This is a genomic window from Streptomyces sp. NPDC056948 (assembly GCF_042674225.1).
Taxonomy (GTDB): Bacteria; Actinomycetota; Actinomycetes; order Streptomycetales; family Streptomycetaceae; genus Streptomyces; species Streptomyces purpurascens.
In genome coordinates this window covers 1-25,381 of record NZ_JBHUQX010000030.1, presented here as the reverse complement: position 1 = coordinate 25,381, position 25,381 = coordinate 1, and the positions used below count along the sequence as shown (strand labels likewise).

At 70.9% G+C, this 25,381-nt stretch carries 21 protein-coding genes; 16 read left to right on the top strand and 5 right to left on the bottom strand.

The genetic code is table 11. From position 1 onward, the window contains the following. Positions 1-70: 70 nt before the first annotated feature. The 9 genes from ACFTZL_RS06250 (at position 71) to ACFTZL_RS06210 (ending at position 10,644) form a co-directional block, all read left to right on the top strand. Positions 71-1,312, top strand: a complete 1,242-nt coding sequence (locus ACFTZL_RS06250) for a P450-derived glycosyltransferase activator (protein WP_382578919.1) — start codon at positions 71-73, stop codon at positions 1,310-1,312. A 34-nt stretch (positions 1,313-1,346) separates the two neighbouring features. After that, complete coding sequence (locus ACFTZL_RS06245; protein ID WP_382578916.1) at positions 1,347-2,627, top strand: activator-dependent family glycosyltransferase; 1,281 nt, start codon at positions 1,347-1,349, stop codon at positions 2,625-2,627. 21 nt (positions 2,628-2,648) lie between these two features. Beyond that, positions 2,649-3,644, top strand: a complete 996-nt coding sequence (gene rfbB / locus ACFTZL_RS06240) for a dTDP-glucose 4,6-dehydratase (protein ID WP_382578913.1) — start codon at positions 2,649-2,651, stop codon at positions 3,642-3,644. Between the two features lie 75 nt (positions 3,645-3,719). Next, positions 3,720-4,709: an ATP-binding cassette domain-containing protein gene (locus ACFTZL_RS06235; protein WP_382578910.1), complete on the top strand. Its 990-nt coding sequence runs from the start codon at positions 3,720-3,722 to the stop codon at positions 4,707-4,709. Continuing rightward, positions 4,706-5,536, top strand: coding sequence for an ABC transporter permease (locus tag ACFTZL_RS06230; protein WP_382578909.1), 831 nt, complete (start codon positions 4,706-4,708; stop codon positions 5,534-5,536). The genes ACFTZL_RS06235 and ACFTZL_RS06230 overlap by 4 nt, the downstream gene beginning before the upstream one ends. A 983-nt stretch (positions 5,537-6,519) precedes the next feature. After that, positions 6,520-7,008 carry a glutathione peroxidase gene (locus tag ACFTZL_RS06225; protein WP_382578907.1) on the top strand — a complete coding sequence of 163 codons (489 nt, stop codon included), beginning with the start codon at positions 6,520-6,522 and terminating at the stop codon, positions 7,006-7,008. 52 nt (positions 7,009-7,060) lie between these two features. Continuing rightward, a complete protein-coding gene (locus tag ACFTZL_RS06220) occupies positions 7,061-9,346 on the top strand; it encodes an ATP-binding cassette domain-containing protein (protein ID WP_382578905.1) in 2,286 nt (761 codons plus the stop codon). Positions 9,347-9,482: 136 nt separating this feature from the next. Beyond that, positions 9,483-10,034 (top strand): DinB family protein, encoded by a 552-nt coding sequence (locus tag ACFTZL_RS06215; RefSeq protein WP_382578902.1) that lies wholly within the window; start codon positions 9,483-9,485, stop codon positions 10,032-10,034. A gap of 10 nt (positions 10,035-10,044) precedes the next feature. Beyond that, a complete protein-coding gene (locus ACFTZL_RS06210; protein WP_382578899.1) occupies positions 10,045-10,644 on the top strand; it encodes a PadR family transcriptional regulator in 600 nt (199 codons plus the stop codon). A 173-nt stretch (positions 10,645-10,817) separates the two neighbouring features. Here the strand turns inward: ACFTZL_RS06210 and ACFTZL_RS06205 are convergent, their stop codons facing one another. Beyond that, positions 10,818-12,224 (bottom strand): glutamate decarboxylase, encoded by a 1,407-nt coding sequence (locus ACFTZL_RS06205; RefSeq protein ID WP_382578897.1) that lies wholly within the window; start codon positions 12,222-12,224, stop codon positions 10,818-10,820. A gap of 57 nt (positions 12,225-12,281) precedes the next feature. Further along, positions 12,282-13,574 (bottom strand): ion channel protein, encoded by a 1,293-nt coding sequence (locus ACFTZL_RS06200; RefSeq protein ID WP_382578896.1) that lies wholly within the window; start codon positions 13,572-13,574, stop codon positions 12,282-12,284. 128 nt (positions 13,575-13,702) lie between these two features. Between ACFTZL_RS06200 and ACFTZL_RS06195 the strand changes: the two genes are divergently transcribed. Next, positions 13,703-14,464 carry a MerR family transcriptional regulator gene (locus ACFTZL_RS06195; RefSeq protein WP_382578894.1) on the top strand — a complete coding sequence of 254 codons (762 nt, stop codon included), beginning with the start codon at positions 13,703-13,705 and terminating at the stop codon, positions 14,462-14,464. A 25-nt stretch (positions 14,465-14,489) separates the two neighbouring features. Here the strand turns inward: ACFTZL_RS06195 and ACFTZL_RS06190 are convergent, their stop codons facing one another. Beyond that, positions 14,490-14,855 carry a YbjQ family protein gene (locus tag ACFTZL_RS06190; RefSeq protein ID WP_382578891.1) on the bottom strand — a complete coding sequence of 122 codons (366 nt, stop codon included), beginning with the start codon at positions 14,853-14,855 and terminating at the stop codon, positions 14,490-14,492. Between the two features lie 136 nt (positions 14,856-14,991). Between ACFTZL_RS06190 and ACFTZL_RS06185 the strand changes: the two genes are divergently transcribed. Continuing rightward, positions 14,992-15,855, top strand: a complete 864-nt coding sequence (locus ACFTZL_RS06185; RefSeq protein ID WP_382578890.1) for a DedA family protein — start codon at positions 14,992-14,994, stop codon at positions 15,853-15,855. A gap of 70 nt (positions 15,856-15,925) precedes the next feature. Here the strand turns inward: ACFTZL_RS06185 and ACFTZL_RS06180 are convergent, their stop codons facing one another. Continuing rightward, the gene (locus tag ACFTZL_RS06180; protein WP_382578888.1) at positions 15,926-17,623 is read right to left on the bottom strand and encodes a threonine/serine exporter ThrE family protein; all 1,698 of its coding nucleotides are present in this window, start codon (positions 17,621-17,623) and stop codon (positions 15,926-15,928) included. A 118-nt stretch (positions 17,624-17,741) separates the two neighbouring features. After that, on the bottom strand, positions 17,742-18,233 hold the full coding sequence (locus ACFTZL_RS06175; RefSeq protein ID WP_215119828.1) for an inorganic diphosphatase: 492 nt from the start codon (positions 18,231-18,233) through the stop codon (positions 17,742-17,744). 124 nt (positions 18,234-18,357) lie between these two features. On the opposite strand from ACFTZL_RS06175, the gene dacB reads away from it, so the two are divergent. The 5 genes from dacB to ftsH all read left to right on the top strand — a co-directional run bounded on the left by dacB (position 18,358) and on the right by ftsH (position 25,320). Then, the gene (dacB, locus tag ACFTZL_RS06170; protein WP_382578946.1) at positions 18,358-19,896 is read left to right on the top strand and encodes a D-alanyl-D-alanine carboxypeptidase/D-alanyl-D-alanine-endopeptidase; all 1,539 of its coding nucleotides are present in this window, start codon (positions 18,358-18,360) and stop codon (positions 19,894-19,896) included. Between the two features lie 213 nt (positions 19,897-20,109). Then, a complete protein-coding gene (locus ACFTZL_RS06165) occupies positions 20,110-21,237 on the top strand; it encodes a zinc-dependent metalloprotease (protein ID WP_382578885.1) in 1,128 nt (375 codons plus the stop codon). A 196-nt stretch (positions 21,238-21,433) separates the two neighbouring features. After that, positions 21,434-22,471 carry a tRNA lysidine(34) synthetase TilS gene (tilS, locus tag ACFTZL_RS06160; RefSeq protein WP_382578884.1) on the top strand — a complete coding sequence of 346 codons (1,038 nt, stop codon included), beginning with the start codon at positions 21,434-21,436 and terminating at the stop codon, positions 22,469-22,471. A gap of 62 nt (positions 22,472-22,533) precedes the next feature. Further along, positions 22,534-23,094, top strand: coding sequence for a hypoxanthine phosphoribosyltransferase (hpt, locus tag ACFTZL_RS06155; RefSeq protein ID WP_094057060.1), 561 nt, complete (start codon positions 22,534-22,536; stop codon positions 23,092-23,094). Positions 23,095-23,280: 186 nt separating this feature from the next. Continuing rightward, positions 23,281-25,320 (top strand): ATP-dependent zinc metalloprotease FtsH, encoded by a 2,040-nt coding sequence (ftsH, locus tag ACFTZL_RS06150; RefSeq protein WP_382578943.1) that lies wholly within the window; start codon positions 23,281-23,283, stop codon positions 25,318-25,320. Positions 25,321-25,381: the final 61 nt, after the last annotated feature.

Genomic DNA, 25,381 nt, shown 5'->3' with positions numbered 1-25,381 from the left:
CCTAGCGTCGCCGGTGGCGCTTCGCCCCTGCTTCTTCCCTCTTCACCCTTCGTTTTTCGAGGACGGTGTCATGCTGACCGATCAGACCAACAGCGAGTTGGGCCGGCATCTGCTGACCATCCGAGGCGTGCAGTTCATCTTCGGCGCCCAGGGCGATCCCTTCGCCATGATCCTGCGCGCCGGTGACGACGACCCGCTCGACCACGGGGCGCGCGCCCGCGAACAGGGCCTGCACGAGAGCAGCGTCGGCGCGTGGGTCACCGCGAGCCGCGAACTCGGCGCCCGCATCCTCGGCGATCCGCGGTTCTCCCCGCGCCACGCCGAGGAGGGGCCGCAGTCCCACCCGGGCGTCGACGTCTGGGAAAACCCCCTGCTGTGCCACGTCGTCCCGCTCGACGACGCCCGCCTCAACCTCGACCCGGCCGCGTACGCCAAGCTCGCCGAGGCCTCCGCGTCGCTGCTGTCGGCCGAGGCGCTCGCGGCGCGGGCGCCGGAGATCGAGGCGGCCTACCGCGAGACGCTCGCCGCGGCGGGCGAACGGTTCGACCTGTACCGGGACTTCGCCGTCCCCGCCGCCCTGCGGGTGGTGGCCGATGTGCTCGGCCTGCCCGCCGAGACCCGCGAGCGCCTGCCCGAACTGCACGCGGGTCTCGCCACCGCCCTGGACGCAGGCCACTGCCCGCAGCAGCTCGGGACCGCCCGGGAGCTGCTCACGGCCGTGTCGGGGCTGTCCGCCGAGCTGACCGGCCTGGTGGACGCCGGCCGTGCCACCGGCCTCGCCGGGCTGTCGCCCGAGGACGCGGTCGCGATCGGCGCGCTCGCCGTCGTGGTGGGCGTCGAGGTCACCGCGACCGCCGTGTGCAACGCCGTCGAGGTCCTGCTGGCGCACCCGGAGCAGTGGCAGCGGATCGGGCAGGACCCCGCGACGGCCCCGGCGGCGGTCCGGGAGGCCCTGCGGCTGGCTCCGCCGCTGCGGTTCGAGAGCCGTATCGCCCGCGAGCAGGTCGAGTTCGACGGCAAGACGATCGAAGAGGGCCGGCGCGTGGTGGTCCTCGTCGACGCGGCCAACCGGGACCCGGAGGCCTTCGCCGACCCGGACGCCTTCACGCCCGGCCGCGGCGACGGCGACCGGTCGCTCACCCTCCTCGGCGGTCCCGCCGCCCCGGTCACCGACGCGCTGGTCCGCGTCCAGACCGAGGCCGCGGTCCGCGCCCTGGCCGCACTCCGGCCCGCCCTGCGCACCAACGCCGAGGTACTGCGCCGCATGCGCTCGGCGGTGCTGCACGGCGTGCTGCGCTTCCCCGTCGCATGACCGGACCGGCCCACACCAGGGGAGGAGCACCGCGGTGCGTGTACTGCTGACAGCCTTCGCACAGGACGCCCATCTCAACGGCGTCGTCCCGCTCGCCTGGGCGCTGCGGACCGCCGGGCACGAGGTCCGGGTGGCCGGCCAGCCGGCCGCGGTCGAGAGCATCACCCGGGCCGGTCTGACGGCCGTGCCGGTGGGCGACAACCACCGGATGGACGCCGTCATCCCCACCGTCGGTCCGGGGATGCTCATGCACCACCTGGACCGCGACTATCTGGAGAACCGTCCCGAGCGGCTGAGCCTCGACTTCCTGCGGGCGTCGAACGCGATGCTGACGGCGACCTTCTACGCCCAGATCAACAACGACTCGATGATCGACGCGCTGGTCGACTACGCCCGGTTCTGGCAGCCGGACCTGGTGCTCTGGGAGCCCTTCACCTTCGCCGGGGCCATCGCAGCCAAGGCGACCGGGGCCGCCCACGCCCGGCTGCTGGCCTTCCCCGACCTCTTCGCCAACACCCATCTGACGCTGCGCCGGCGTCAGGCGGAACTGCCCGCGGCACTGCGCGACGACCCGCTGGAGGAGTGGCTGGCGTACACCCTGGACCGGCACGGGGCCGCCTTCGACCCCGACGTGGTCACGGGACAGTGGTCGGTCGACCAGATGCCCCCCGGGGTGCGGATGGAGCTGGGGCTGCCGACGGTGCCCACGCGCTACGTGCCGTACAACGGGCCGGGCCCGGCCGTCGTACCGGACTGGCTGCGCCGCCCGCCGGAGCGCCGCCGGGTCTGCCTCACCCTCGGGCTCACCATCCGGGACACGGAGTTCCCCAACGCCGTCGACGTGAACGACGTCTTCGCCTCGCTGGCCGACCTGGACGTCGAGGTGGTGGCGACCCTCGGCGAGAAGGAACTCGCCCAGGTGTCGCGGGTGCCGGACAACACGCGGGTGGTCGACCACGTGGCCCTGCTGGGCCTGCTGCCCAGTTGTTCGGCGATCGTGCACCACGGCGGCGCGGGCACCTGGGCGACCGCCGCCGCCTACGGGGTGCCGCAGGTGGCGCTCGGCTGGATGTGGGACGCGATCTACCGGGCCCAGCGGGTGGAGGAGCTGGGCGCGGGGCTGCATCTGCACTCCGAGGGCCTGACCGTCGACATCCTGCGCGACAAGCTCGTCCGGGTGCTCGACGACCCGGCGTTCACGGAGGGGGCGCGGCGACTGCGGCTGGCCATGCTGTCGGCGCCGAGCCCCAACGAAGTGGTGCCGACGCTGGAGAAGCTGACCGCACGTCACCGGTCGCCGGTCGCGGCACGCTGACGGGACGAGGACGGGAGAAGCGTGAACATCCTGGTGACCGGTGCGGCCGGCTTCATCGGCTCGCACTTCGTCAGAACGCTGCTGAGCGGCGGTTACCCGGGGCACGAGGACGACCGGGTGACCGTCGTGGACAAGCTCACCTACGCGGGGACGCTGAACAACCTGCCCCCGCACCACCCACGGCTGGCCTTCGTGCACGGCGACATCTGCGACACCACGCTGCTGGACAAGGTCTTCCCGGGCCACGACGCGGTGGTGCACTTCGCCGCGGAGTCGCACGTGGACCGTTCGGTGGCGGGCGCCGAGGCCTTCGTCCGCACGAACGTGCTCGGCACGCAGGCCCTGCTCGAAGCGGCACTGCGGCACGGGACGGGCGTCTTCGTCCAGGTCTCCACGGACGAGACGTACGGCTCCATCGCCGAGGGGCGCTGGACGGAGGACGAGCCGCTGCTGCCCAACTCCCCGTACGCGGCGTCCAAGGCGTCGGCCGATCTGATCGCCCGTTCGTACTGGCGCACCCACGGCCTGGACGTGCGCATCACCCGGTGCGCCAACAACTACGGCCCCGGCCAGCACCCCGAGAAGCTGGTCCCGCTGTTCGTCACCCGGCTCCTCGACGGGCAGCCGGTCCCGCTGTACGGGGACGGCTCCAACCTGCGGGAGTGGCTGCACGTCGACGACCACTGCCGGGCGGTGCGGCTGGTGCTGGACGAGGGCCTGCCGGGGGAGATCTACAACATCGGCGGCGGCACCCATCTGACCAACAAGGAGATGACCGGCCGTCTCCTCGCGCTCTGCGGGCGTGACTGGGACCTGGTGCAGCGGGTGGCGGACCGTAAGGGGCACGACTTCCGCTACGCGGTGGACGACTCCAAGATCCGCCGCGAACTCGGCTACGCGCCGCGCTGGTCGCTGGAGGACGGACTGCGCGAGACGGTCGAGTGGTACGCCGCCCACCGCGACCACTGGGACGTCCCGGAGGAGGGCGCCGACGGGGGGCACACGAGGGGGTACTAAAACTTGAATATCCGGGCCGCCCTCCTCTATGCTCGCCGGGTACCCAAATTTGAGCACCCGAAAGAAGGGGCGGGCATGGGCGGCGCCGATTTGGCGATCCAGACCGAAGCTCTGAAGAAGAAGTACGGCGACAAGGAGGCCCTCGCGGGACTCGACCTGGAGGTACCCCGAGGCGTCGTATACGGCCTTCTCGGCCCGAACGGCGCCGGAAAGACCACCGCGGTCCGCATCCTCTCCACCCTGCTGAAGTACGACGAGGGCCACGCCCGGGTCGCCGGCTACGACGTCGCCACCCAGTCGGCGCAGGTCCGCTACAGCATCGGACTCCTCGGCCAGCACGCCGCGGTGGACGAAGACCTGAGCGGCCGTCAGAACCTCGTGATGTTCGGGCGCTTATACCACATCGGCAAGCGCACCGCGCAGAGCCGGGCCGACGAGCTGCTGGAGCGCTTCGGCCTGACCGAGGCCGCCGGAAAGCCGGCCAAGCAGTACTCCGGCGGTATGCGACGGCGGCTCGACCTCGCCGCCAGTCTCATCCTGGCCCCCTCCGTGCTGTTCCTCGACGAGCCCACCACCGGGCTCGACCCGCGGGGCCGCAACGACGTCTGGGAGTCCGTCCGCGGCCTGGTCGCCGAGGGCCGCACGGTCATGCTGACCACCCAGTACCTCGAAGAGGCCGACCAGCTCGCCGACCGGATCGCCCTGATCGACAACGGCAAGGTCGTCGAGTCGGGCACTCCGGACCAGCTCAAGAACAAGATCGGCGGAGACCGGATCGACGTCGTGCTCCGCCGGGCCCACGACCTCGAACGGGCCGGCCGCATGATCGGAGCCCTGCTGCGGGCCGAGCCCGAGACGGACACCGACAACCGGCGCGTCAGCGTCGTCGTCGCCAACCGGGTCGCCGCCCTCACCGCGGTCGCCCGCGAGCTCGACGACGCCGGCATCGAGGCCGAGGACATCGCCCTGCGCAGGCCCACACTCGACGAGGTGTTCCTGAACCTGACCGGCAACGGGTCGGCCACGTCCGCCGAGCAGAGCCTCAAGGAGGTCGCCCAGTCATGACCGCGATCATCGCGCCCGAACTGCCCAGGAACCCGCTGGCCAAACTGGGCTGGGTCCTCGCGGACTCCTGGACACTCACGATCCGCGGACTGTCCCACTGGGCCCGCAACCCCACCCAGATCCTCGCCGGCCTCGCCTTCCCGATCCTCATGGTGCTGCTGTTCGGCGGCATCTTCGGCAGCGGGATGCAGGTCGAGGGCGGCGGGGACTACATGGACTTCCTGATGCCCGGCATGTTCGTCATGTCGATGGCCTTCGGCATCGGGGAGACCATGGCCGGCGTCACCGCCGACGCCTCCAAGGGCGTCACCGACCGGTTCCGCTCCATGCCCATGTCGGCCGCCTCGGTCGTCATCGGGCAGAGCATCGTCAACATGCTCTACAGCACCGTCGTCCTGATGATCCTCATGGGCTGCGGGGTCATCGCCGGATGGAGCTGGAGCGACGGCTTCGCCCAAGCGCTAGGCGCCTTCGCGCTCCTGCTGTTGCTCCGCTTCGCCCTGCTCTGGGTCGGCATCTACCTCGGCCTGATCATCAAGACCCCGGAGGCGGCCTCCGCCGTCTACACCCTGCTCTTCCCGCTCGGCATCGTCGCCAACACCTTCGCCTCCCCGGAGATGATGCCGGGCTGGCTGGCGACCATCGCCGAGTGGAACCCACTGTCCTCGACCGCCCACGCCACCCGTGAGCTGTTCGGCAACCCCGGGGTCGGCGGCACCTCGTGGATCGCCGAACACGCGATGCTCATGTCCTTCGTCTGGCCGCTCGCGATCTTCGCGGTCTTCTTCCCACTGGCCGTCCGCAAGTACCGGTCCCTGAGCCGGTAAGGACGCCTGAGCCGGGGATGTGAGCCGGCCAATCCCCCGGGCCGGCTCACATCCCCTCGGCTTGTCCACGCCCCGCCCACCGACTCCGGGCGCCACCCCTCGCCCTGCGCGCCGCCCGGCCACCCTCGCGACCGCTCCCGGCGGGCCGCCCCCTCTCGACCGCTCCGCCGCTCCCGGCGGGCCGCCTCCCTCAACCGGTCCGCCGCTCCCGGCGGGCCGCCTCCCTCGACCGGTCCGCCCCTCCCGGCGGCCCGCCTCCTCCACAGCTCCGCCGCTCCCGGCGGGCCCTCCCTCGACCTGTCCACCGACTCCGGGGGCAGCAGCCCCCTTGGCCTGCGCGCCGACCGGCCGCCCCCTCGACCGGTCCGCCTCCCAGCGGGCCGCCCCCCCCGACCGGTCTGCCGCTCCCGGCGGGCCGCCTCCTCCACAGGTCTGCCGCTCCCGGCGGGCCATCCCCCACCTGACAACCGACCCCGGAGGGCCACCCCTTGGCTTGTGCGCCGGCCGTACGGTCCGCTCCTCGACCTGCTCACCGCCCGGGGGCCACCGTGTCGGCTTGTCTGTCGGCCGGGTGGGCTGCGCCTCGGCCGGGTCTGCCGCTCCCGGCGGGCCATCGCTCGACTTGCCCACTGACTCCGGGGGCCACCCCGTCGGCTTGTCCGCCAGCCGGGCGGGCCCGTTCCCTCGACCTGTCCACCGACCCCGGAGGGCCACCCCTTGGCTTGTGCACCGGCCGGACGGTCCGCCCCTCGACCTGCCGCCGCCCCCGGAGGGCCGCCCCCTCGGCTTGCCCGTTTCGGCCGGGTGGGCTGGCCCTCGGCCGGGTCTGCCGCTCCTGGCGGGCCATACCTCGACTTGCCCACCGCACCTCGGTCCGCCCCTCGACCTGACCACCGGCCCGCCAGCCGGTCCGTCCGGCGTACCGCAGGGCCCCCGACGGGACGTCGACCGTGACTGGAGCGGGTGAACCTAGCGTGCACGGTATGACCGTTTTCGATATCGCCATCGCGGAACTGAACGGCCGGGACGACCTGTTGGCCCGGCACCGGGGCCGGGCCCTGCTCATCGTCAACGTGGCGTCCCAGTGCGCCCTGGCCGGTCAGTACGCCGGACTCGACACGCTCGCGCGCCGTCACCACGAGGACGGGCTCAGCGTCATCGGAGTGCCCTGCAACCAGTTCGGCGAGCAGGAGCCGGGCACCCCCGAGGAGATCGCCGGCTTCTGCTCACTGCAGCAGATCTCGTTCCCGCTCACCGAGAAGACCGCCGTCAACGGAGCGGACCGCCACCCCCTGTACGCCGCCCTGACCCCCTGCGCCGACGCGGAGGGCCACACCGGCGACGTGCGCTGGAACTTCGAGAAGTTCCTCGTCTCGCCCACCGGCGAACCCGTGGGCCGATTCGGCCCCACGGTCGACCCGCAGGACCCCGAACTCCTGCGCGCCCTCCGCGCGCAGACGCAGATGCAGTGAGCCCGACGGGCACACCGGCCCGTCGCCCCACACGATGCAGAGAGGATGTTTTGTGAACCAGACGCCGGTTACCGCAACCGACGAGGGCATCCAGGTCGTAGGTGCCCGAGAGAACAACCTGAAGAACGTCTCCCTCGTCATCCCCAAGAACCGGATCTCGGTCTTCGTCGGCGTCTCCGGCTCCGGAAAGTCCTCCCTGGTCTTCGACACCGTCGCCGTGGAGGCCCAGCGGCAGCTCAACGCCACCTTCCCCTGGAACATCCGGCACGACCTGCCCAAGTTCGAACGCCCGCACGTGGACGCGGTCACCCGGCTGACCACCCCGGTCGTGGTCGACCAGCGCCCCCTCGGCGGCAACGCCCGCTCCACCGTCGGCACCGTCACCGACGTCTACACCGTGATGCGCGTGCTCTTCGCCAACCACGGCAACGACGGACTCGGCCAGACCTGGCTCTACTCCTTCAACGACCCCAAGGGCATGTGCCCCGAGTGCGAGGGCCTCGGCCGAGCCCGGCGCCCCAGCCCCGAGCTGATGACCGACCCCGGCAAGTCGATCGCCGAGGGCGCCATCCTCCTGCCCGGCTACACCGTGGGCAGCGCCAACTGGCAGTTCTACGCCAACTACGAGCACCTGGACGCCGAGAAGAAGCTCGCGGACTACACCGACGACGAGACGCACACCCTGCTGCACGGCAGCAGCGGCACGGTCGAGGTGACCTACCCCAACGGCAACGTACTGGCACTGCGCTACGAGGGCCTGGTGGACAGCTTCGTCCGCCGCCACCTCAAGCGGGACACCGGCGGCATGAGCAAGGCGGCCCGCGACAAGGCGGCCGAGTTCTTCACCGACGGTGTCTGTCCCACCTGCGAGGGCGCCCGGCTCAACCAGAAGGCACTCGCCACCCGCATCGACGGCCACAACATCTCCGACTGGTCCCAGATGCAGGTCAGCGACCTCATCGGCGTGGTCGCCACGCTCCGGGAGCGGCTCGACACCCCGCTCGTCACCACCATCATCGAGACGCTGGGGCAGATCCAGGCCATCGGCCTCGGCTACCTCACCCTCGACCGGTCCACCACCTCGCTCTCCGGCGGCGAGGGCCAGCGGCTCAAGCTCGTCAACCACCTCGGCAGCGAACTGACCGGCCTGACCTACATCTTCGACGAGCCCAGCGTCGGCCTGCACCCGCGCGACGTCAGCCGGCTCAACGACCTGCTGCGCGCGCTGCGCGACAAGGGCAACACGGTCCTCGTCGTGGAGCACGACCCCGACGTCATGGCGGTCGCCGACCACGTCGTCGAGATCGGCCCGCGGGCCGGCGTGCACGGCGGGGAGATCGTCTTCGAAGGCGCCTACGACGAACTCCGCACCAGCGACACGCTGACCGGACAGGGACTGCGGCGCACCGGCGGGATCAAGGAGAACCCCCGCCCGTGGGGCCGGACCCTGCCGATCCGGAACGCCACGGCCAACAACCTGAAGAACGTCTCCACGGAGATCCCGTCCGGCGTCCTCACCGCCGTCACCGGAGTCGCCGGCGCCGGCAAGAGCTCCCTGATCGCCCACGCCTTCCGGGGCCAGTACCCGGGGTCGGTCTTCGTCGACCAGTCGCCCATCCCGCGTTCCTCGCGGTCCACCCCGGCGAGCTACCTCAAGCTGATGGACCCGATCCGCAAGCTCTTCGCCAAGGCCAGCGGCGAGGACGCCTCGCTCTTCAGCTTCAACTCCAAGGGCGCGTGCGAGGAGTGCGAGGGCCGCGGCCTGCTCATCACCGAGGTCGCCTACATGGACCCGGTCACCACGCACTGCGAGGTCTGCGAGGGCCGCCGCTTCAAGGAGTCGGTGCTCCAGCACCGGGTGCGCGGCAAGAACATCGCGGACGTCCTGGCCATGTCCGCCGAGGAAGCGGGGGAGTTCTTCCTGTCGGGCCCGCTGCGCGCCAAGGCCAACGCCCTGATCGAGACCGGCATCGGCTACCTCGGTCTCGGCCAGTCGCTGGCCACCCTGTCCGGCGGTGAACGGCAGCGGCTCAAGCTCGCCGACCGGCTCTCCGGCTCGGGCACGGTCTACATCCTCGACGAGCCGACCACCGGCCTGCACCTGTCCGACATCGACAACCTCGTCGGCCTGCTGAACCGGATCGTCGACCGGGGCAACACCGTCATCGTCATCGAGCACGACCTGGCCGTGATCTCCCAGGCCGACTGGGTCATCGACCTTGGGCCCGAGGGCGGCAACACCGGCGGCGAGATCGTCTTCACCGGCACGCCCGCCGAACTGGCGAAGGCGGCGCACTCGCACACCGGACAGCACCTGAGCCTGTACCTGGAGAACTAGGCGGACCAGGCAGAGCTGTCGCGGACCCTTGCGGACAGAACCTGACCGCAAGGGTCCGTAGTTTCGTCCTTGTCAGGAAGAAGGCGTCAGGCAGTAGGCGTCAGGCAGCAGGCCAACCGACGAGAGGCGGCCGTCCATGGTGAAGCACGTGGGACCCGAGGCATCCGGCGACGAGCGCGGAGCGCTCCTGTCCTTCATCGCCGAGCAGCGCGGTGGCATCCGGCGGGCCCTGATCGGCCTGACGGAAGAGCAGGCCTCGTCCCGCCCCAGCGCCAGCGAGCTGTCCCTGGCCGGCCTGCTCAAACATGTCGCCGAGGTCGAGCAGATGTGGGTGTCCATGGCCAAGGGCGAGCCGCCGGCCGTCGTGCGCGACCAGAGCACCTGGCACGAGTGCTTCCGGCTGGTCGAGGGCGAGACCGTCGCCTCGCAGCTCGAGTACTGGGAGAAGGTCGCCGCCGAGACCGAGGCGTTCGTCAACTCGGTGCCGAGCCTCGACGACACCTTCGCGTTGCCCGACCAGCCCTGGTTCCCGCCGGACGGCAGGGTCTCCATGCGCTGGCTGTGTCTCCACCTGATCCGCGAGACGGCCCGGCACGCCGGCCACGCCGACATCATCCGCGAGTCACTGGACGGAGCGACGGCCTTCGCGCTGGTGGCCGCGGAACAGCAAGCGGAGGCCGGGTCCTAACCTGGACCGCATGTCAGCGATCCGCCTGCTCGTGCTCGGCGCGGTCCGCCAGCACGGGCGGGCCCACGGCTACCAGGTACGGGGCGACCTGGAGTACTGGGGCGCTCACGAGTGGTCCAACGCCAAGCCCGGCTCGATCTACCACGCCCTGAAGCAGATGGCGAAGCAGGGGCTGCTGCGGGCGCACGAGATCGCCCCGTCCACGGCCGGGGGCCCGCCGCGCACGGAGTACGAGATCACCGAGCAGGGCACCGAGGAGTATTTCAAGCTGCTCCGGCAGTCGCTCACCGCCTACGACCAGAAGCCGGACGTGCTCACCACCGCGCTCGGCTTCATGGTGGACCTCGGCCGCGAGGAGGCCCTGGGCCTCCTCGAGCAGCGGGTGCGGTCCATCGAGGAGTGGCGCGCGACCGTCGTCGAGGACTACCTGCCCGAGGACGGCCCGCAGCAGCTCGGCCACATCGGCGAGATCATGAACTTCTGGGTCCACTCGGCCGACACGGGCGCGCAGTGGACCCGCGACCTCATCGAACGCATCCGCGCCGGCGCCTACACCTTCGCGGGCGAGGGCGCCCCGTTCGTCGGGGTGCTGCCGGACGACACCCGCTAGGCCGTGTCCGCAAAGTCCCGCCTGCCCCGAGACGCCCGGCACGCACTCTCGCCGCACCGGGCGAAGCCCCAAGTACATCCAGTACGAGGGACTCCGCCCGGCACGCCGACAGCACGCACCAGACGCCGCGGGGCCCGCCCTCCGGGCGGACGACGGGACTTTGCGGACACGACCTAGTGGTGGAACCCGGTGGCCGCCTGCTTGTCCCGGGTCAGGGGGCGCGGCTGCCGGCGCAGTTCGGGGAGCAGCCGTTCCAGGTCCTGGGTGAGCAGCTCGGCGAGGTCCGCGGAGAAGCCGTTGCGGCACACCACGCGCAGCACGGACAGATCCTCCCGGTGCGGCGGGAAGGTGTACGCGGGCACCAGCCAGCCGCTCTCGCGCAGCCGCCGGGAGACGTCGAAGACGTCGTACGCCGTCACGTCCGGCGCGGTCGTGAAGGCGAACACCGGCAGCTCCTCGCCCCGGGTCAGCAGCCGGAAGTCGCCGAGCGCCTCGATCCGTGCGGCCATGCCCGTGGCCACGTCCCGCGCGGCCTGCTGCACGGCCCGGTAGCCGTCCCGGCCCAGCCGCAGGAACGTGTAGTACTGCGCCACGACCTGAGCGCCCGGCCGGGAGAAGTTCAGCGCGAAGGTCGGCATGTCGCCGCCCAGGTAGTTCACCCGGAACACCAGCTCCTCCGGCAGCGCGTCCGCGTCCCGCCACAGCGCCCAGCCGACACCCGGGTAGACCAGCCCGTACTTGTGCCCCGAGGTGTTGATCGACGCCACCCTCGGCAGCCGGAAGTCCCACACCAGGTCCTCGTCGAGGAACGGCGCGACCATGGCACCGGACGCCCCGTCGACGTGCACGGGGATGTCGAGCCCGGTCCGCTCCTGCACCGCGTCCAGCGCCGCGCACAGCTCGGCGACCGGCTCGTAGGACCCGTCGAAGGTCGAGCCCAGGATCCCCACGACCCCGATGGTGTTCTCGTCGCACAGCTCGGCGGCGGCCTGCGGGTCCAGATGGAACCGCTCGCCCTCCATGGGCACCAGCCGGGCCTCCACCTCCCAGAAGTTGCAGAACTTCTCCCAGCAGACCTGCACGTTCACGCCCATCACCAGGTTGGGCCGGACCCCCGGGTACCGGTCGGCGTTGCGCCGCGTCCAGCGCCGCTTCAGCGCCATCCCGGCGAGCATGCACGCCTCGCTCGACCCGGTCGTCGAACACCCCACGGCCGCCGCCGGATCGGGCGCGTGCCACAGGTCGGCGAGCATCGCCACGCATCGCCGCTCGAGCTCGGCCGTCCGCGGGTACTCGTCCTTGTCGATCATGTTCTTGTCCCGGCACTCCGCCATCAGCAGCCCGGCCTCGGGCTCCATCCAGGTGGTGACGAAGGTGGCGAGGTTCAGCCGCGCGTTGCCGTCGAGCATCAGCTCGTCGCGTACCAGTTGATGGGCGGTCGCCGGTGCCACGGGCTGGTCCGGGAGCCGGTGCGTGGGCGGGGCCTCGGCCATGTCGCCGAGGGGGTTGGCGGGGCCGTAGAAGGGGTTGACGGACAAGCGGCGTTCGCCGGACTGACGGGGGCCTTCGTTGAGCGGCAAGGGAGCCTCCAGGGGTGGGGTACGGAACGGGCGGTGGTGTGATCAAGGGCGGCGGTGTCACCGCAGCGGCGTCCCGTCCTCCCGGAGCTGCATCTGCGGCCGCCCCGTCACCAGCAGCCAGGCCGGCAGCGAGGCGACGCAGAGCAGGGTGAGGATCCCGGGGGAGGCGACCAGCACCGCGGCGACGAAGAGGCTGATCCAGCCCTGCCGGGTGATGGCCAGCAGCACCCCGAGCACACCGGCGGACACACCCACCGACGGATGCACGCCGGACACCAGGGCGTGCGCGCACAGACCGAGCGAGGTGCCCACGAACACGGCCGGGAAGATCCGCCCGCCGCGGAACCCGCAGGACGCGGCGACGAGCATCGCGGCCAGCTTCACCACCGCCATGAGGGCGAACTCCCCGGCCGACCAGCCGTCCGGGTCGTGCGCCAGCTCGGCGATCTCGTCGAGCCCCTTGAACAGCGTCAGATGACCGCCCAGGGCCGCGAGACCGCCCAGCACGACCCCGCCCGCCGGGAGCATCAGCATCGGGTGCCGCAGCCGGCGGAAGGCCCCGTGGACGTACGGGAGCGCGCGCACGGCGCACATGCCGAGCAGTGCGCCGACGCAGGCCACCACGACCGCCGCCAGCAGGTCCGACCAGCCGGGCCGGCCCATGGAGGGCAGGTCCAGGTCGAAGCTCGGGTGGTCGATGAGGGTCGCGGTCAGGGCACCGGCCGCGGCGGCGGTCAGCGGCGCGAAGAGGTTGTCCCACAGCAGGCCGCGCGTCTCCTGCCGGCTCAGCACCTCGGAGATGACCAGGGCCGCCGCCACGGGCGTGCCGAACAGCGCGCCGAGCGTCGCCGCCTCCGCCAGGGCCGGCCAGATCCGGCCCGGCGCCCGGGGCAGGAACCGGCTCCCGAGCCAGACCGCGAGTCCGACGTTCGCGGCGATGATCGGGTTCTCCGGGCCGAGGCTCGGCCCGCCGGCCAGCATCAGCGCGGTCGCCAGCAGCAGCCCGGGCAGCACGACGGGCGGCAGGACCGGGGCGTCCAGGCCGAGGGTGGCCGGATCGGGGCCCGCGTGCCCCGGCGCCTTCCACACCACCAGCCCGACCGCGATGCCGGTCGCGATCAGCATCACGAACATCCACGCCACCGAGTACCGGCCGATCCCCAGCGCGTCCGGCACGGTCTGCCACAACACGTCCTCGAGCTGCTCGGCGGCGGTTTCCACCCCCACCAGAATCAGGCTGGAGATCACCCCCACGGCCAGGGCGGGCAGGATCGACGGCAGCAAGGTGCGGGCGGGAGTCGCGGGGGTGACGGAGGGCGCCTGCCGCTCGGAGTCCTGGATCACGGGCACACGATAAACGGATCAAACGGTACAAACAGGAAACACGCTTGCACCTCACGTGGCGTGAGGCCCGACCGTGAAGCACGAAGGAACGAACGAAAGAAAGCACGGAGACACGGAAGAAGAGGGGAGCGGAAGTGAGCTACGCCGTGGGACAGGTCGCGGGCTTCGCCGGTGTCACCGTGCGCACGCTGCACCACTACGACGACATCGGCCTGCTCGTCCCGAGCGAACGCAGCCACGCGGGCCACCGGCGCTACAGCGACGCCGACCTCGACCGGCTGCAGCAGATCCTGTTCTACCGCGAGCTCGGCTTCCCCCTCGACGAGGTCGCCGCCCTGCTCGACGACCCGGAAGCGGACCCGCGCGCACACCTGCGCCGGCAGCACGAACTGCTGACCGCCCGGATCGAGAGGCTGAGCGAGATGGCGGCGGCCGTGGAGCACGCCATGGAGGCACGCAGAATGGGCATCGACCTCACCCCCGAGGAGAAGTTCGAGGTCTTCGGGGAGTTCGACCCGGACCGGTACGAGGACGAGGTGCGCGAGCGCTGGGGCGACACCGACGCCTACCGCCAGTCACAGCGGCGCACGGCCTCGTACACCAAGGAGGACTGGAAACGCGCCACCGAGCGGTTCGACGCCATCCACCGGCGCATGGCCGGCCTGATGGCCGACGGCACACCGGCCGACTCCGGGGCGGCCATGGACACGGCGGAGGAGCACCGCCGCTTCATCGCCGGGACGTACTACGACTGCTCACACGAGATGCACACCGGTCTGGGCGAGATGTACGTCGCCGACCCGCGGTTCACCGCGACGTACGACGCCATCCGCCCGGGCCTCGCGGTGTACCTGCGCGACGCGATCCTGGCGAACGCCGCCCGGCACACCGCGTGACCCCTGGCCCGGGACCCCGTACGGGTCACTCCCGGGCCAGGACCACCGCGGTCCCGTAGGCGCACACCTCGGTGCCCACGTCCGCCGCCTCCGTGACGTCGAAGCGGAACGCGAGCACGCCGTTGGCACCACGCGTGCGTGCCTGCTCGATGAGACGCGCCATGGCCTGGTTGCGGGTCTGCACGAGCGTCTTGGTCAGCCCGCGCAGCTCGCCGCCGACCATCGACTTCAGCCCGGCGCCGATCTGGCTCCCCAGGTGCCGGGAGCGCACGGTCAGCCCGAAGACCTCGCCGAGCACCTCCTGCACGCGGTAGCCGGGTACGTCGTTCGTGGTGACGACGAGGACGTCGGGCTGGGGGCCCTGTCCGCCGCCGTATTCGTCGATGCCCATGGTTCACAGCTTTGACCGGGACCGCCCACAGTGCATCCTGAGTACGCCCATGGAACCTGGGCCGTGACGGCCGCGTTGATACTTTGAGGCAGTCAGCCCCAGCCCGTATCCCCCCAGCAGCAGGAGCCACATCCCCGTGACCACGCTTGCGCTCGGCCCCGAGTGGCTCAGCCCGGACTATCTGATCTCCACGTTCAGCCTGCCCGGCATCCTGCTCATCGTCTTCGCGGAGTCCGGGCTCTTCGCGTTCCTGCCCGGCGACTCCCTGCTGTTCACGGCCGGCCTCTTCGTGGCCGAGGGCACCTACATCACCCAGCCGCTGTGGCTGGTCTGCACGCTGATCGTGATCGCCGCCGTCGTCGGCGACCAAGTGGGCTACATGATCGGCAAGTTCCTGGGCCCGAAGCTCTTCAGCCGTCCCAACTCCAAGCTCTTCAAGCAGGAGAACCTGGACAAGGCTCACGAGTTCATGGAGAAGTACGGCCCCAAGGCGATCGTCCTGGCCCGCTTCGTCCCGATCGTGCGCACCTTCGCCCCCATCGTGGCCGGCGCCGGCCGCATGAAGTACCGCACGTTCCTCACGTACAACATCATCGGCGGCATCGCCTGGGGCACCGGCGTCACCCTCGCGGGCTACTGGCTCGGCCAGATCGGCTTCATCAAGAAGAACGTCGAGTCGATCCTCATCCTGATCGTCCTGCTCTCCGTCGTCCCGATCATCATCGAGTACCTGCGCGAACGCTCCAAGAAGAAGCGCGCGGCGGCCGCGGCCCCGGCCCCCCAGTCCCAGCTCCCCGCCATGGACGACGCCACGACCCAGCTCCGCCGCATCACCCCGGACGACCAGCCCCCGCACCAGCAGCAGCCGTACGGCAACCAGAACGGCTACAACGACCAGCAGTACTACAACCAGTACCCCCAGGCCCCGGGCTACGGCCAACAACAGCAGCAGTACGGCACCCAGCAGGGGAATCAGCAGCCTTACAACGGCGGCTACTGACCCGACCTGCTTTCCAGGGGCGCGGGGAACTGCGCGAGCAACCCCCACCGGCCCGCGGCCGCCAACGACACTAGAAACCCCTGGTCCGCTTGGCGGCCCGTCGCTTCTCCGCAGACCCGATCCGCAGGAACATCCGCGAGATCTCGGACCCCAGATTCACCCCGATGGCGATAGCCATGGCCAACGCCACCGCCTTGGACAGCGACACCAGCCCCTCGTCGATCTCGTTCTGCGCGATCGCCAGCAGTCCGAAGTACGTCGCGGAACCCGGCAGCAACGGCCCGATCGCCGCAGTCGTGAACGGCAGAGCCGAAGCGAACTGATACCGCGACAGCAACTGCCCGAACAACCCCACCAGCCCGGCGGCCGCAGCCGTCGACGCCACCGGCGAGATCTCCCCGGCATAGTGCATCGCGCCGTACACGATCCACGCGACACCGCCGTTCAGCGTCACCCACACCACGGTGGATCGTTCCTGCTGAAGCAGCACGGCGAACGCCAGTGACAACAGCATCGACGCCCCGATCAGCATCACCGGCTCGTCGGAGACCCCGAGCGCCGCGTCGGGGTTCAGCCGCGCCCCCAGTTGCACGCCGAAGTACAGCACCAGCAGCACACCCGCGACGATGCCCACGAAGAAGTACAGAACCTCCAGCAGACGCGCGGACGCGGTGATGTAGAAGCCGGTCAGACCGTCCTGCACCCCCGCCACCAGCGCCCGCCCGGGCAGCAGCGCGAACAGCCCACCGGTGATGACCGCGGAGGCGTTCACGTCCACATGGACCAGCGTCAGCGTGACGCCGATCGCGGCCGGCGGCATCGCGGCCACCGTGAACTGGTAGAACTCCGGCAGCCCGCGCCCCGCGCACAGCCACGCCAGCCGGTCACCGAGCATCGCGCCGAGCGCGGCCGCGACGAACACGAGCAGGTCGCCGCCGACGAGCACGGAGGCCGCACCGGCCAGCAGCCCGCTCGCGCCGGTCAGCGCCCAGCCGGGGTAGGGGTGCCGGTTACGGCGGATCTCCGCCAGCCGCCGGTAGGCCTCCTCAAGGGAGACCGCCGTCTCGTCGTCGCTGAGGTCGTCCACGAGCTGGTACACGGCCGCCAGCCGCGTGTAGTCGGTGCCTCTGCGGCGCACGGTCCGCGACGCCGTGACCGGGTCCTCGACGAGCGATGGCTGGTAGGAGATCGCCAGCAGCGTGAAGGTGACGTTCGGCTCGCAGCGGTCGAGGCCGTAGGACCGGCAGACGGCGAACATGGCCGCCTCCACGTCCTCGGCGCCCTCACCGCCCGCCAGCAGCAGCTCGCCGATACGCAGCGTCAGGTCGAGCACACGCGGCACCGCGGGCCCCGACTCGTCGCTGCTGCGCTGGATCGTCTCCGGCGCAGGCCGCTCCGCCACCGGCATGCGCAGCATGGTGCGCATCCGGTCCTGCCAGGGCACGTCCTTGGTCAGGCTGACCACGGGGATCCCGCTCGGCGGGGTGAACGCCGACAGGGCCTGCTTCGCGCTGTACGTGCTCGGTGTCGTGAACGCCGACCCCTCCGGCTCCGCCGAGGGCGCCTGCGGGACGCCCATGCCCTCCGGCAGGGAGAACTCGGACGTCGTCTCGGCTTCCGTACCGGCCGTCCTGGGGACGGCCAGCCCTTCCGGGATCGCGAACTCCGACGTCGTCGACATGTCCCCGTCGACGGCGGCCCCGCCGGGAGGCGAGAACGCACTCCTGGCCTCGTCCGACTTCGGCTTGCGGTCCTCCGCGTCCGTCACTGCCTGGCGCTCCCTGTACGACACGTCAGCCTCAGTACCCCCTCAGCTTCAGTATGCGCACATACGGACGAACGGGCCGCACGCGCAGGCGTGCGGCCCGGGGGGCGTCAGAAACGGGTCAGTGCCCGCCCGACTCCTTGAAACGCTTGTAGGACCGCTCGATCTCGACCTCGGCGTCCGTACGGCCCACCCAGTCGGCACCCTCGACCGACTTGCCGGGCTCCAGGTCCTTGTAGACCTCGAAGAAGTGCTGGATCTCCAGGCGGTCGAACTCCGACACGTGGTGGATGTCCCGCAGGTGCTCCACACGCGGGTCCGTCGCCGGCACGCACAGCAGCTTGTCGTCGCCACCGGCCTCGTCCGTCATACGGAACATGCCGATCGCACGGCACTTGATGAGACAGCCCGGGAAGGTCGGCTCGTCCAGGATGACCAGCGCGTCCAGCGGGTCGCCGTCCTCGCCGAGGGTGTTCTCGACGAAGCCGTAGTCGGTCGGGTAGGCGGTCGAGGTGAAGAGTCGCCGGTCCAGGCGGATACGACCGGTCTCGTGGTCCACCTCGTACTTGTTGCGCGAACCCTTCGGAATCTCGATCGTGACGTCGAACTCCACCGGTGGCTCCTCCATGATCAACACATAGTTCTGGTGGTTAAGTGTCCCTCACGCAGGTGTGTGATCGCGAAAGGGGCTGGTGTTCGTGCCAGAGCTGAGGCCTTGGCGGTCCGCGAGACCGCACATGGTGCGGATCGCGGGTGCCGTACGACCGCACCTGGCCCGGGCCGCCGCGGCCGCGAAACCGCGGGTCGCGCGGCTTGCACGGGCCGGGAAACCGCAGGTCGCGCGGCTCGCGCGGCCGAAGACCTGGCAGTACACCGCGGGTGCCGCCACCGCCGGTCTCGCACTGGCCGCCGGTGTGGTGACCGCCGCCGGTCCCTGGGACTCCTCGGGTCAGCGTACGGCCGAGCGGGACCGGGCAGCCGCCCTGAACCGCCCGGGTGGCACAGATCACGGCGGCACCTCCGGCGCCCCCGGCCGGCCCCGGCCCGCCCCCAGCGCCGCCCCGGTGCTGACCGGCCTCGGCGGCGTCAGCAAGGTGAGGTCCGCCCCCGACGGCAAGGCCCTCGCGCACGTCCTCACACCCCTGCTGGAGGACCCGGCGCTCGGCCCCCGGCCCGCCGCGGCGGTCGTGGACGTCACGAGCGGCAGGCGCCTGTACGGCACGGGCTCGGACGCCGCGCTCACCCCGGCCTCGACGACGAAGATCGCCACGGCCGTCGCCGCGCTGTCCGCCATGGGCGCCGACCACCGCATCACCACCCGCGCCGCGCTGGAACCCGACACGAGGGAAGTCGTCCTGGTCGGCGGCGGCGACCCCACGCTCACGGCCCACGAGGACGCTGGGGGAAGTTCGGCGAGCCTGCGCGAACTGGCCGCCGAGACGGCCGGATCCCTGGCCGATCGGGGCGTCCGCGAGGTGACGCTCTCCTACGACACGACCCTCTACGCGGGCGACGAAAAGCACCCGATCGGAGTCAACCCCAACCTCGCCCTCGTCAGCCCCCTGATGGCCGACGAGGGCCGCACCGATGACTCGACGAGCGGCCCGGTCGCCCGTGTCCCCGACCCGGCGGCGGACGCGGCCCGCCGCTTCGGGGACCTCCTGAAGTCCTACGGCATCGAGACCACGGCCCCCGGCCCGTCCAAGGCCACCACCCGGGCCAAAACCCTCGCCACGGTCTCCTCGCCCCCGCTCTCGGCCCTCGTCGAACGCATGCTGACCAACAGCGACAACGACATCGCCGAGGCCCTCGCCCGCCAGACGGCCCTCGCGACCGGCGACCGCGCCGACTTCGACGGTGCCGACCGGGCGGTCAGCGCGCAGTTGCGCAAGCTCGGCCTCCCCCTGAAGGGCGCCTCCTTCAGGGACGGCAGCGGACTGAACCGCGCCGACCGGCTGACGGCGGACCTCCTCACCGCCCTCCTGGCCAAGGCGGCCGACCCCGACCGCCCCGAACTCCGCCCGGCCCTCACCGGCCTCCCCGTCGCCGGCTTCACCGGCACCCTGACCAGCCGCTACACGGACGGAGCAGCCGGCGTCGTACGCGCCAAGACCGGCACCCTGACCGGCGTCAACACCCTCGCGGGCACCCTGGTCGACCAGGAAGGCCGCCTCCTCGCCTTCGCGTTCATGGCCAACGACACGACGAACCCGGGGGAGGCCCAGAAGGCCCTGGACAGAGCGGCGACGACGCTGGCGAAGTGCGGCTGCGGATAACCACAGCCCGAACTGCTGCCTGCTGCCTGCCTGGCTGTGGGCAGTCGTTCCGCTGGGGCGGAACGGGTGGGCACAGCCTGCAACGCCGAGCACCGGCCAAGAAACCCCGGCCCCTGCCGACCCCGCCGAACGCCGAGCTCCCACGACCTCCCTCGGCGTCACCCAGCTCTCGCCGCCCTGCCCCAGCGGCGAGCGCTCACGTACGGTTGACGCATGACGAGCATCGGTGGTGCTTCAACCGGCATGGTCGACTGGAATCTCGCGGTCGCGACCGCGACCCGGCTCGTACGGCCGGGCCCCGACGTCAGCCGGGACGAGGCCCGCGCCGTCGTCGCGGAACTGCGCCGGCACGCCAAGGCCTCGGAGGAACACGTCCGCGGCTTCACCCGCCTGGGCACCGAGGAGGGGCACGACACCCCTGTCCTCGTCGTGGACCGCCCCGGCTGGATCCGCGCGAACGTCGCCGGCTTCCGGGAACTCCTCAAGCCCCTGCTCGACAAGATGCAGGACCGGCGCGGCAACACCCCCGGCGGGGCGGTGATGAGCGCGGTCGGCGGCAAGGTCACCGGCGTGGAGCTGGGCATGCTGCTGTCCTTCCTGGCCTCCCGCGTCCTCGGCCAGTACGAGACCTTCGCCCCCGCCACCAGCCGGCTCCCGGCCGCGGAGAACGGCGGCGGCCGGCTCCTGCTCGTCGCCCCGAACATCGTGCACGTGGAGCGCGAACTCGACGTCGACCCCCACGACTTCCGCCTCTGGGTGTGCCTCCACGAGGAGACCCACCGCACCCAGTTCACCGCCGTGCCCTGGCTGCGGGACCACCTCGAGGGCGAGATCCAGTCCTTCCTGGGCGAGACCGACGTCGACCCCATGACCGTCCTGGAACGCGTACGCGAAGCCGCCCAGAGCCTCGCCGGGGGCCGCCCCGAGGCCGAGGAGGACGACGGCGGCCGCTCCCTCGTCGAGATCGTGCAGACCCCCGCCCAGCGGGAGATCCTCGGCCGCCTCACCGCCGTCATGTCCCTGCTGGAGGGCCACGCCGACTTCGTGATGGACGGCGTCGGCCCGGACGTCGTACCGACCGTCGGCGAGATCCGCGAGAAGTTCCAGCAGCGCCGCGCCAAGGGCGCCTCCCGCCTGGACCTGGCCCTGCGCAAGCTCCTCGGCCTGGACGCCAAGCTCCGCCAGTACCGCGACGGCGAACGCTTCGTACGGGCCGTCGTCGACGAGGCCGGCATGGACGGCTTCAACCGCGTGTGGACCTCGCCCAACACCCTCCCCACCAAGACGGAGATCGCCAAACCGGCGGACTGGATCGCGCGGGTGCATCGCAGGGCCGAGTAGTGAACATCGCGGGAAGGTCGTGAAAGGAAACCGGCCGACGGCAGGCGAACGCCCCTCCAATCACCCGTCCGAGGGACCGTGAGGCAGGGGTAGGCGTGCAATGCTCGGGGAACGGCCCGGTTCTGTCACCATCTACACACTCTGCGTGACCGAACCTCGGGCTCACCCCCCGACAACTTCATGAAGGGAACCGGACATGGGTCCCCATCCTGCGGTCGCGGCGATACGCCTGGCGGTCCGCCGCGTCCTCCACGACCTCCTCACCGAACACCACAGCACCACCGCCGCACTCCAGCACGCCCCCTCGCACGAGCCGCCGCCCCCGCCGCTCGTGCTCGTGGCATGCTCCGGCGGCGCCGACTCCATGGCCCTCGCCTCCGCCCTCGCCTTCGAGTCCCCCAAACTCGGCATCAGAGCCGGCGGGGTGACCGTCGACCACGGCCTCCAGCCCGGTTCCGACGCACGCGCCGCGGAAGTCGTCCAGCGCCTGCGCGAACTCGGCCTCGACCCGGTCGACTCCGTCGCCGTGACCGTCGGCCGCAGCGGCGGCCCCGAAGCCGCCGCCCGCGACGCCCGCTACACCGCACTCGACACCGCGGCCGAACGCCATGGCGCCACCGCGGTCCTGCTCGGCCACACCCGCGACGATCAGGCCGAAACCGTCCTGCTCGGCCTCGCCCGGGGCTCCGGCATCCGCTCCCTGTCCGGCATGGCCGCGGTCTCGGGGGCCGGCGGCCGTTACCGGCGCCCCTTCCTGGAACTCGACCGGCAGACCGCCCGCAAGGCCTGCATGGTCCAGTCCCTGCCCGTCTGGGACGACCCCCACAACGCCGACCCGGCCTACACCCGCTCCCGGCTGCGCCACGAAGGCCTGCCCGCCCTGGAGAAGGCCCTCGGCAAGGGCGTCGTCGAAGCCCTCGCCCGTACGGCACAGCTCTCCCGCGACGACGCCGACGCCCTCGACGGCTGGGCCGGCCGGGCCGAGGCCACCGTCCGCGACGCCACCGGGCTGCTGGAGTGCGCCAAGCTCTACGCCCTGCCCCCCGCCGTACGCCGCCGCATCCTGCGCCGGGCCGCCATCGCGGCCGGTGCGCCGGCCGGCTCGCTGTTCGCCCGCCACATCGAGGAAGTCGACCGGCTCATCACCGGCTGGCGCGGTCAGGGAGCCATCAACCTCCCCGGCAAGGTCGTGGCCCAGCGGCAGGGTGGCAGACTGGTGATTCGGCAAGGCTGAACCAACGACCCCTCCGGGCGATCGGTGGAGGGGCCGCTCAGCCGGTGGGACGACCGAAAGTGATGCGGGTGGACGCGAAAGACATGGGTGCCGACCTTCAACAGGTCCTCATCACCAAAGAAGAGATCGACGCCAAGCTCGCCGAGCTGGCCGCGAAGATCGACGCGGAGTACGCGGGCAAGGACCTGCTCATCGTCGGAGTCCTCAAGGGCGCGGTGATGGTCATGGCGGATCTCGCCCGGGCGCTGTCCACCCCCGTCACCATGGACTGGATGGCCGTATCCTCGTACGGGGCGGGAACCCAGTCCTCCGGTGTGGTGCGGATCCTCAAGGACCTCGACACCGACATCAAGGGCAAGCACGTCCTCATCGTCGAAGACATCATCGACTCCGGCCTGACCCTGTCCTGGCTGCTCTCCAACCTCGGCTCGCGCGAGCCCGCCTCCCTCAAGGTGTGCACCCTGCTGCGCAAGCCCGAGGCCGCGAAGGTCGCCATCGACGTGGAATGGGTCGGATTCGACATCCCCAACGAATTCGTCGTCGGCTACGGCCTGGACTACGCCGAGAAGTACCGCAACCTTCCGTTCGTCGGTACGCTCGCGCCCCACGTGTACGGCGGCTGAATCCCGGCCGCAGTGCCGTGACGGGTGATCGGGAACCCCAGCGGACTTCCCGCCGTTGGAGCATGCGTAGACGGATCGCCAGTCGTCCCGCGCAGCTTCAGGTGACAATGCTGGGGTACCGTCCGAAGAACAGTCTTTATCAAACTCACTATGGCAGGAGGGACGGGGCGGCACCGCTCCGTATGGATGGACGTGAAGCGATACTTCCGTGGGCCGGTCATGTGGATCGTGCTGGCCGTCCTTGCCGTGGTCGTGTTGATGCAGGTCGTCGGCTCGTCCGGCGGCTACAAGACGGTGGACACCGGCCAGGTCGTCCAGGCGATCAATGACAACAAGGTCGATTCGGCCAAGCTGACCACCGGCGACGAGCAGACCATCAAGGCCGAGCTCAAAGACGGCGTAAAGATCGAGGGCAGCTCGAAGATCCAGGCGAGCTACATCGGCGACCAGGGCGTGACGATTGCCAGCACGCTCCAGGCCAAGTTCCAGGACAAGCAGATCCCGGACGGCTACACGGTCTCGCCGTCGAAGCAGAACCCGTTCGTCGGGATCCTGCTCTCGCTGCTCCCCTTCGTCCTCATCGTCGTCGTCTTCCTGTTCCTGATGAATCAGATGCAGGGCGGCGGCTCCCGGGTCATGAACTTCGGGAAGTCCAAGGCCAAGCTCATCACCAAGGACACCCCGAAGACGACGTTCTCGGACGTCGCGGGCTCGGACGAGGCCGTCGAGGAACTCCACGAGATCAAGGAGTTCCTCCAGGAGCCGGCCAAGTTCCAGGCCGTCGGCGCCAAGATCCCCAAGGGCGTGCTGCTGTACGGCCCGCCCGGCACCGGCAAGACCCTGCTCGCGCGTGCCGTCGCGGGCGAGGCGGGCGTGCCGTTCTACTCGATCTCCGGTTCCGACTTCGTCGAGATGTTCGTCGGTGTCGGTGCCTCCCGAGTCCGTGACCTGTTCGAGCAGGCCAAGGCGAACGCCCCGGCGATCGTCTTCGTCGACGAGATCGACGCGGTCGGCCGCCACCGCGGCGCCGGCCTCGGCGGTGGCCACGACGAGCGCGAGCAGACCCTGAACCAGCTGCTCGTCGAGATGGACGGCTTCGACGTCAAGGGCGGCGTCATCCTGATCGCCGCCACGAACCGCCCGGACATCCTCGACCCGGCCCTTCTGCGCCCCGGCCGCTTCGACCGCCAGATCGCGGTCGACCGCCCGGACATGCAGGGCCGTCTGGAGATCCTCAAGGTCCACCAGAAGGGCAAGCCGGTCGCGCCCGACGTCGACCTGTCGGCGGTCTCCCGCCGTACGCCCGGCATGACGGGTGCCGATCTCGCCAATGTGCTGAACGAGGCCGCCCTGCTGACGGCCCGCAGCGACCAGAAGCTGATCGACAACCACATGCTGGACGAGGCGATCGACCGTGTGGTCGCGGGCCCGCAGAAGCGGACCCGGATCATGTCGGACAAGGAGAAGAAGATCACCGCGTACCACGAGGGCGGTCACGCCCTGGTCGCGGCGGCCTCACCCAACTCCGATCCCGTCCACAAGATCACGATCCTGTCCAGAGGCAGGGCCCTCGGCTACACGATGGTGCTGCCGGACGAGGACAAGTACTCGACCACGCGCAACGAGATGCTCGACCAGCTCGCCTACATGCTGGGCGGCCGCGCGGCCGAGGAGCTCGTCTTCCACGACCCGACGACGGGTGCCGCCAACGACATCGAGAAGGCCACCGGTCTGGCCCGCGCGATGGTCACGCAGTACGGCATGACCGAGCGTCTCGGCGCGATCAAGTTCGGCGGCGACAACTCCGAGCCGTTCCTCGGGCGTGAGATGTCTCACCAGCGCGACTACTCGGAAGAGGTCGCGGCGCTGGTCGACGAAGAGGTCAAGAAGCTCATCGAGACCGCGCACAACGAGGCGTGGGAGATCCTGGTCGAGAACCGCGACGTGCTGGACAACCTGGTCCTGGCCCTCCTCGAGAAGGAGACGCTGGGCAAGGAGGAGATCGCCGAGGTCTTCGCCCAGATCGTCAAGCGCCCGCCGCGGCCTGCCTGGACGGGCTCCTCCCGTCGTACGCCGTCCACCCGTCCGCCGGTCCTCTCCCCCAAGGAGCTGGCCCTGACGAACGGGGCGAACGGCGCGACGCCGGCGATCACCACCGCGAAGAGCACCGCGGCGGAGCCCGCCCCGGCGCCCGAGCGAGCCCCGGAGGAACGCCCCGAGAGCTGACCACCGCTCTCCCGGCGGCCCCCGGGCCCGGAATGGATGCCGCGCCCCCCAGGTTTTAGCC

Bases quoted from the DNA above. Each gene is read 5' to 3' on its own strand.
- ACFTZL_RS06250 (WP_382578919.1), top strand. From the start codon at position 71: ATGCTGACCGATCAGACCAACAGCGAGTTGGGCCGGCATCTGCTGACC.
- ACFTZL_RS06235 (WP_382578910.1), top strand. From the start codon at position 3,720: ATGGGCGGCGCCGATTTGGCGATCCAGACCGAAGCTCTGAAGAAGAAG.
- ACFTZL_RS06230 (WP_382578909.1), top strand. From the start codon at position 4,706: ATGACCGCGATCATCGCGCCCGAACTGCCCAGGAACCCGCTGGCCAAA.
- ACFTZL_RS06225 (WP_382578907.1), top strand. From the start codon at position 6,520: ATGACCGTTTTCGATATCGCCATCGCGGAACTGAACGGCCGGGACGAC.
- ACFTZL_RS06215 (WP_382578902.1), top strand. From the start codon at position 9,483: ATGGTGAAGCACGTGGGACCCGAGGCATCCGGCGACGAGCGCGGAGCG.
- ACFTZL_RS06210 (WP_382578899.1), top strand. From the start codon at position 10,045: ATGTCAGCGATCCGCCTGCTCGTGCTCGGCGCGGTCCGCCAGCACGGG.
- ACFTZL_RS06190 (WP_382578891.1), bottom strand. From the start codon at position 14,855: ATGGGCATCGACGAATACGGCGGCGGACAGGGCCCCCAGCCCGACGTC.
- dacB (WP_382578946.1), top strand. From the start codon at position 18,358: ATGGTGCGGATCGCGGGTGCCGTACGACCGCACCTGGCCCGGGCCGCC.
- ACFTZL_RS06165 (WP_382578885.1), top strand. From the start codon at position 20,110: ATGACGAGCATCGGTGGTGCTTCAACCGGCATGGTCGACTGGAATCTC.
- tilS (WP_382578884.1), top strand. From the start codon at position 21,434: ATGGGTCCCCATCCTGCGGTCGCGGCGATACGCCTGGCGGTCCGCCGC.
- hpt (WP_094057060.1), top strand. From the start codon at position 22,534: ATGCGGGTGGACGCGAAAGACATGGGTGCCGACCTTCAACAGGTCCTC.
- ftsH (WP_382578943.1), top strand. From the start codon at position 23,281: ATGGACGTGAAGCGATACTTCCGTGGGCCGGTCATGTGGATCGTGCTG.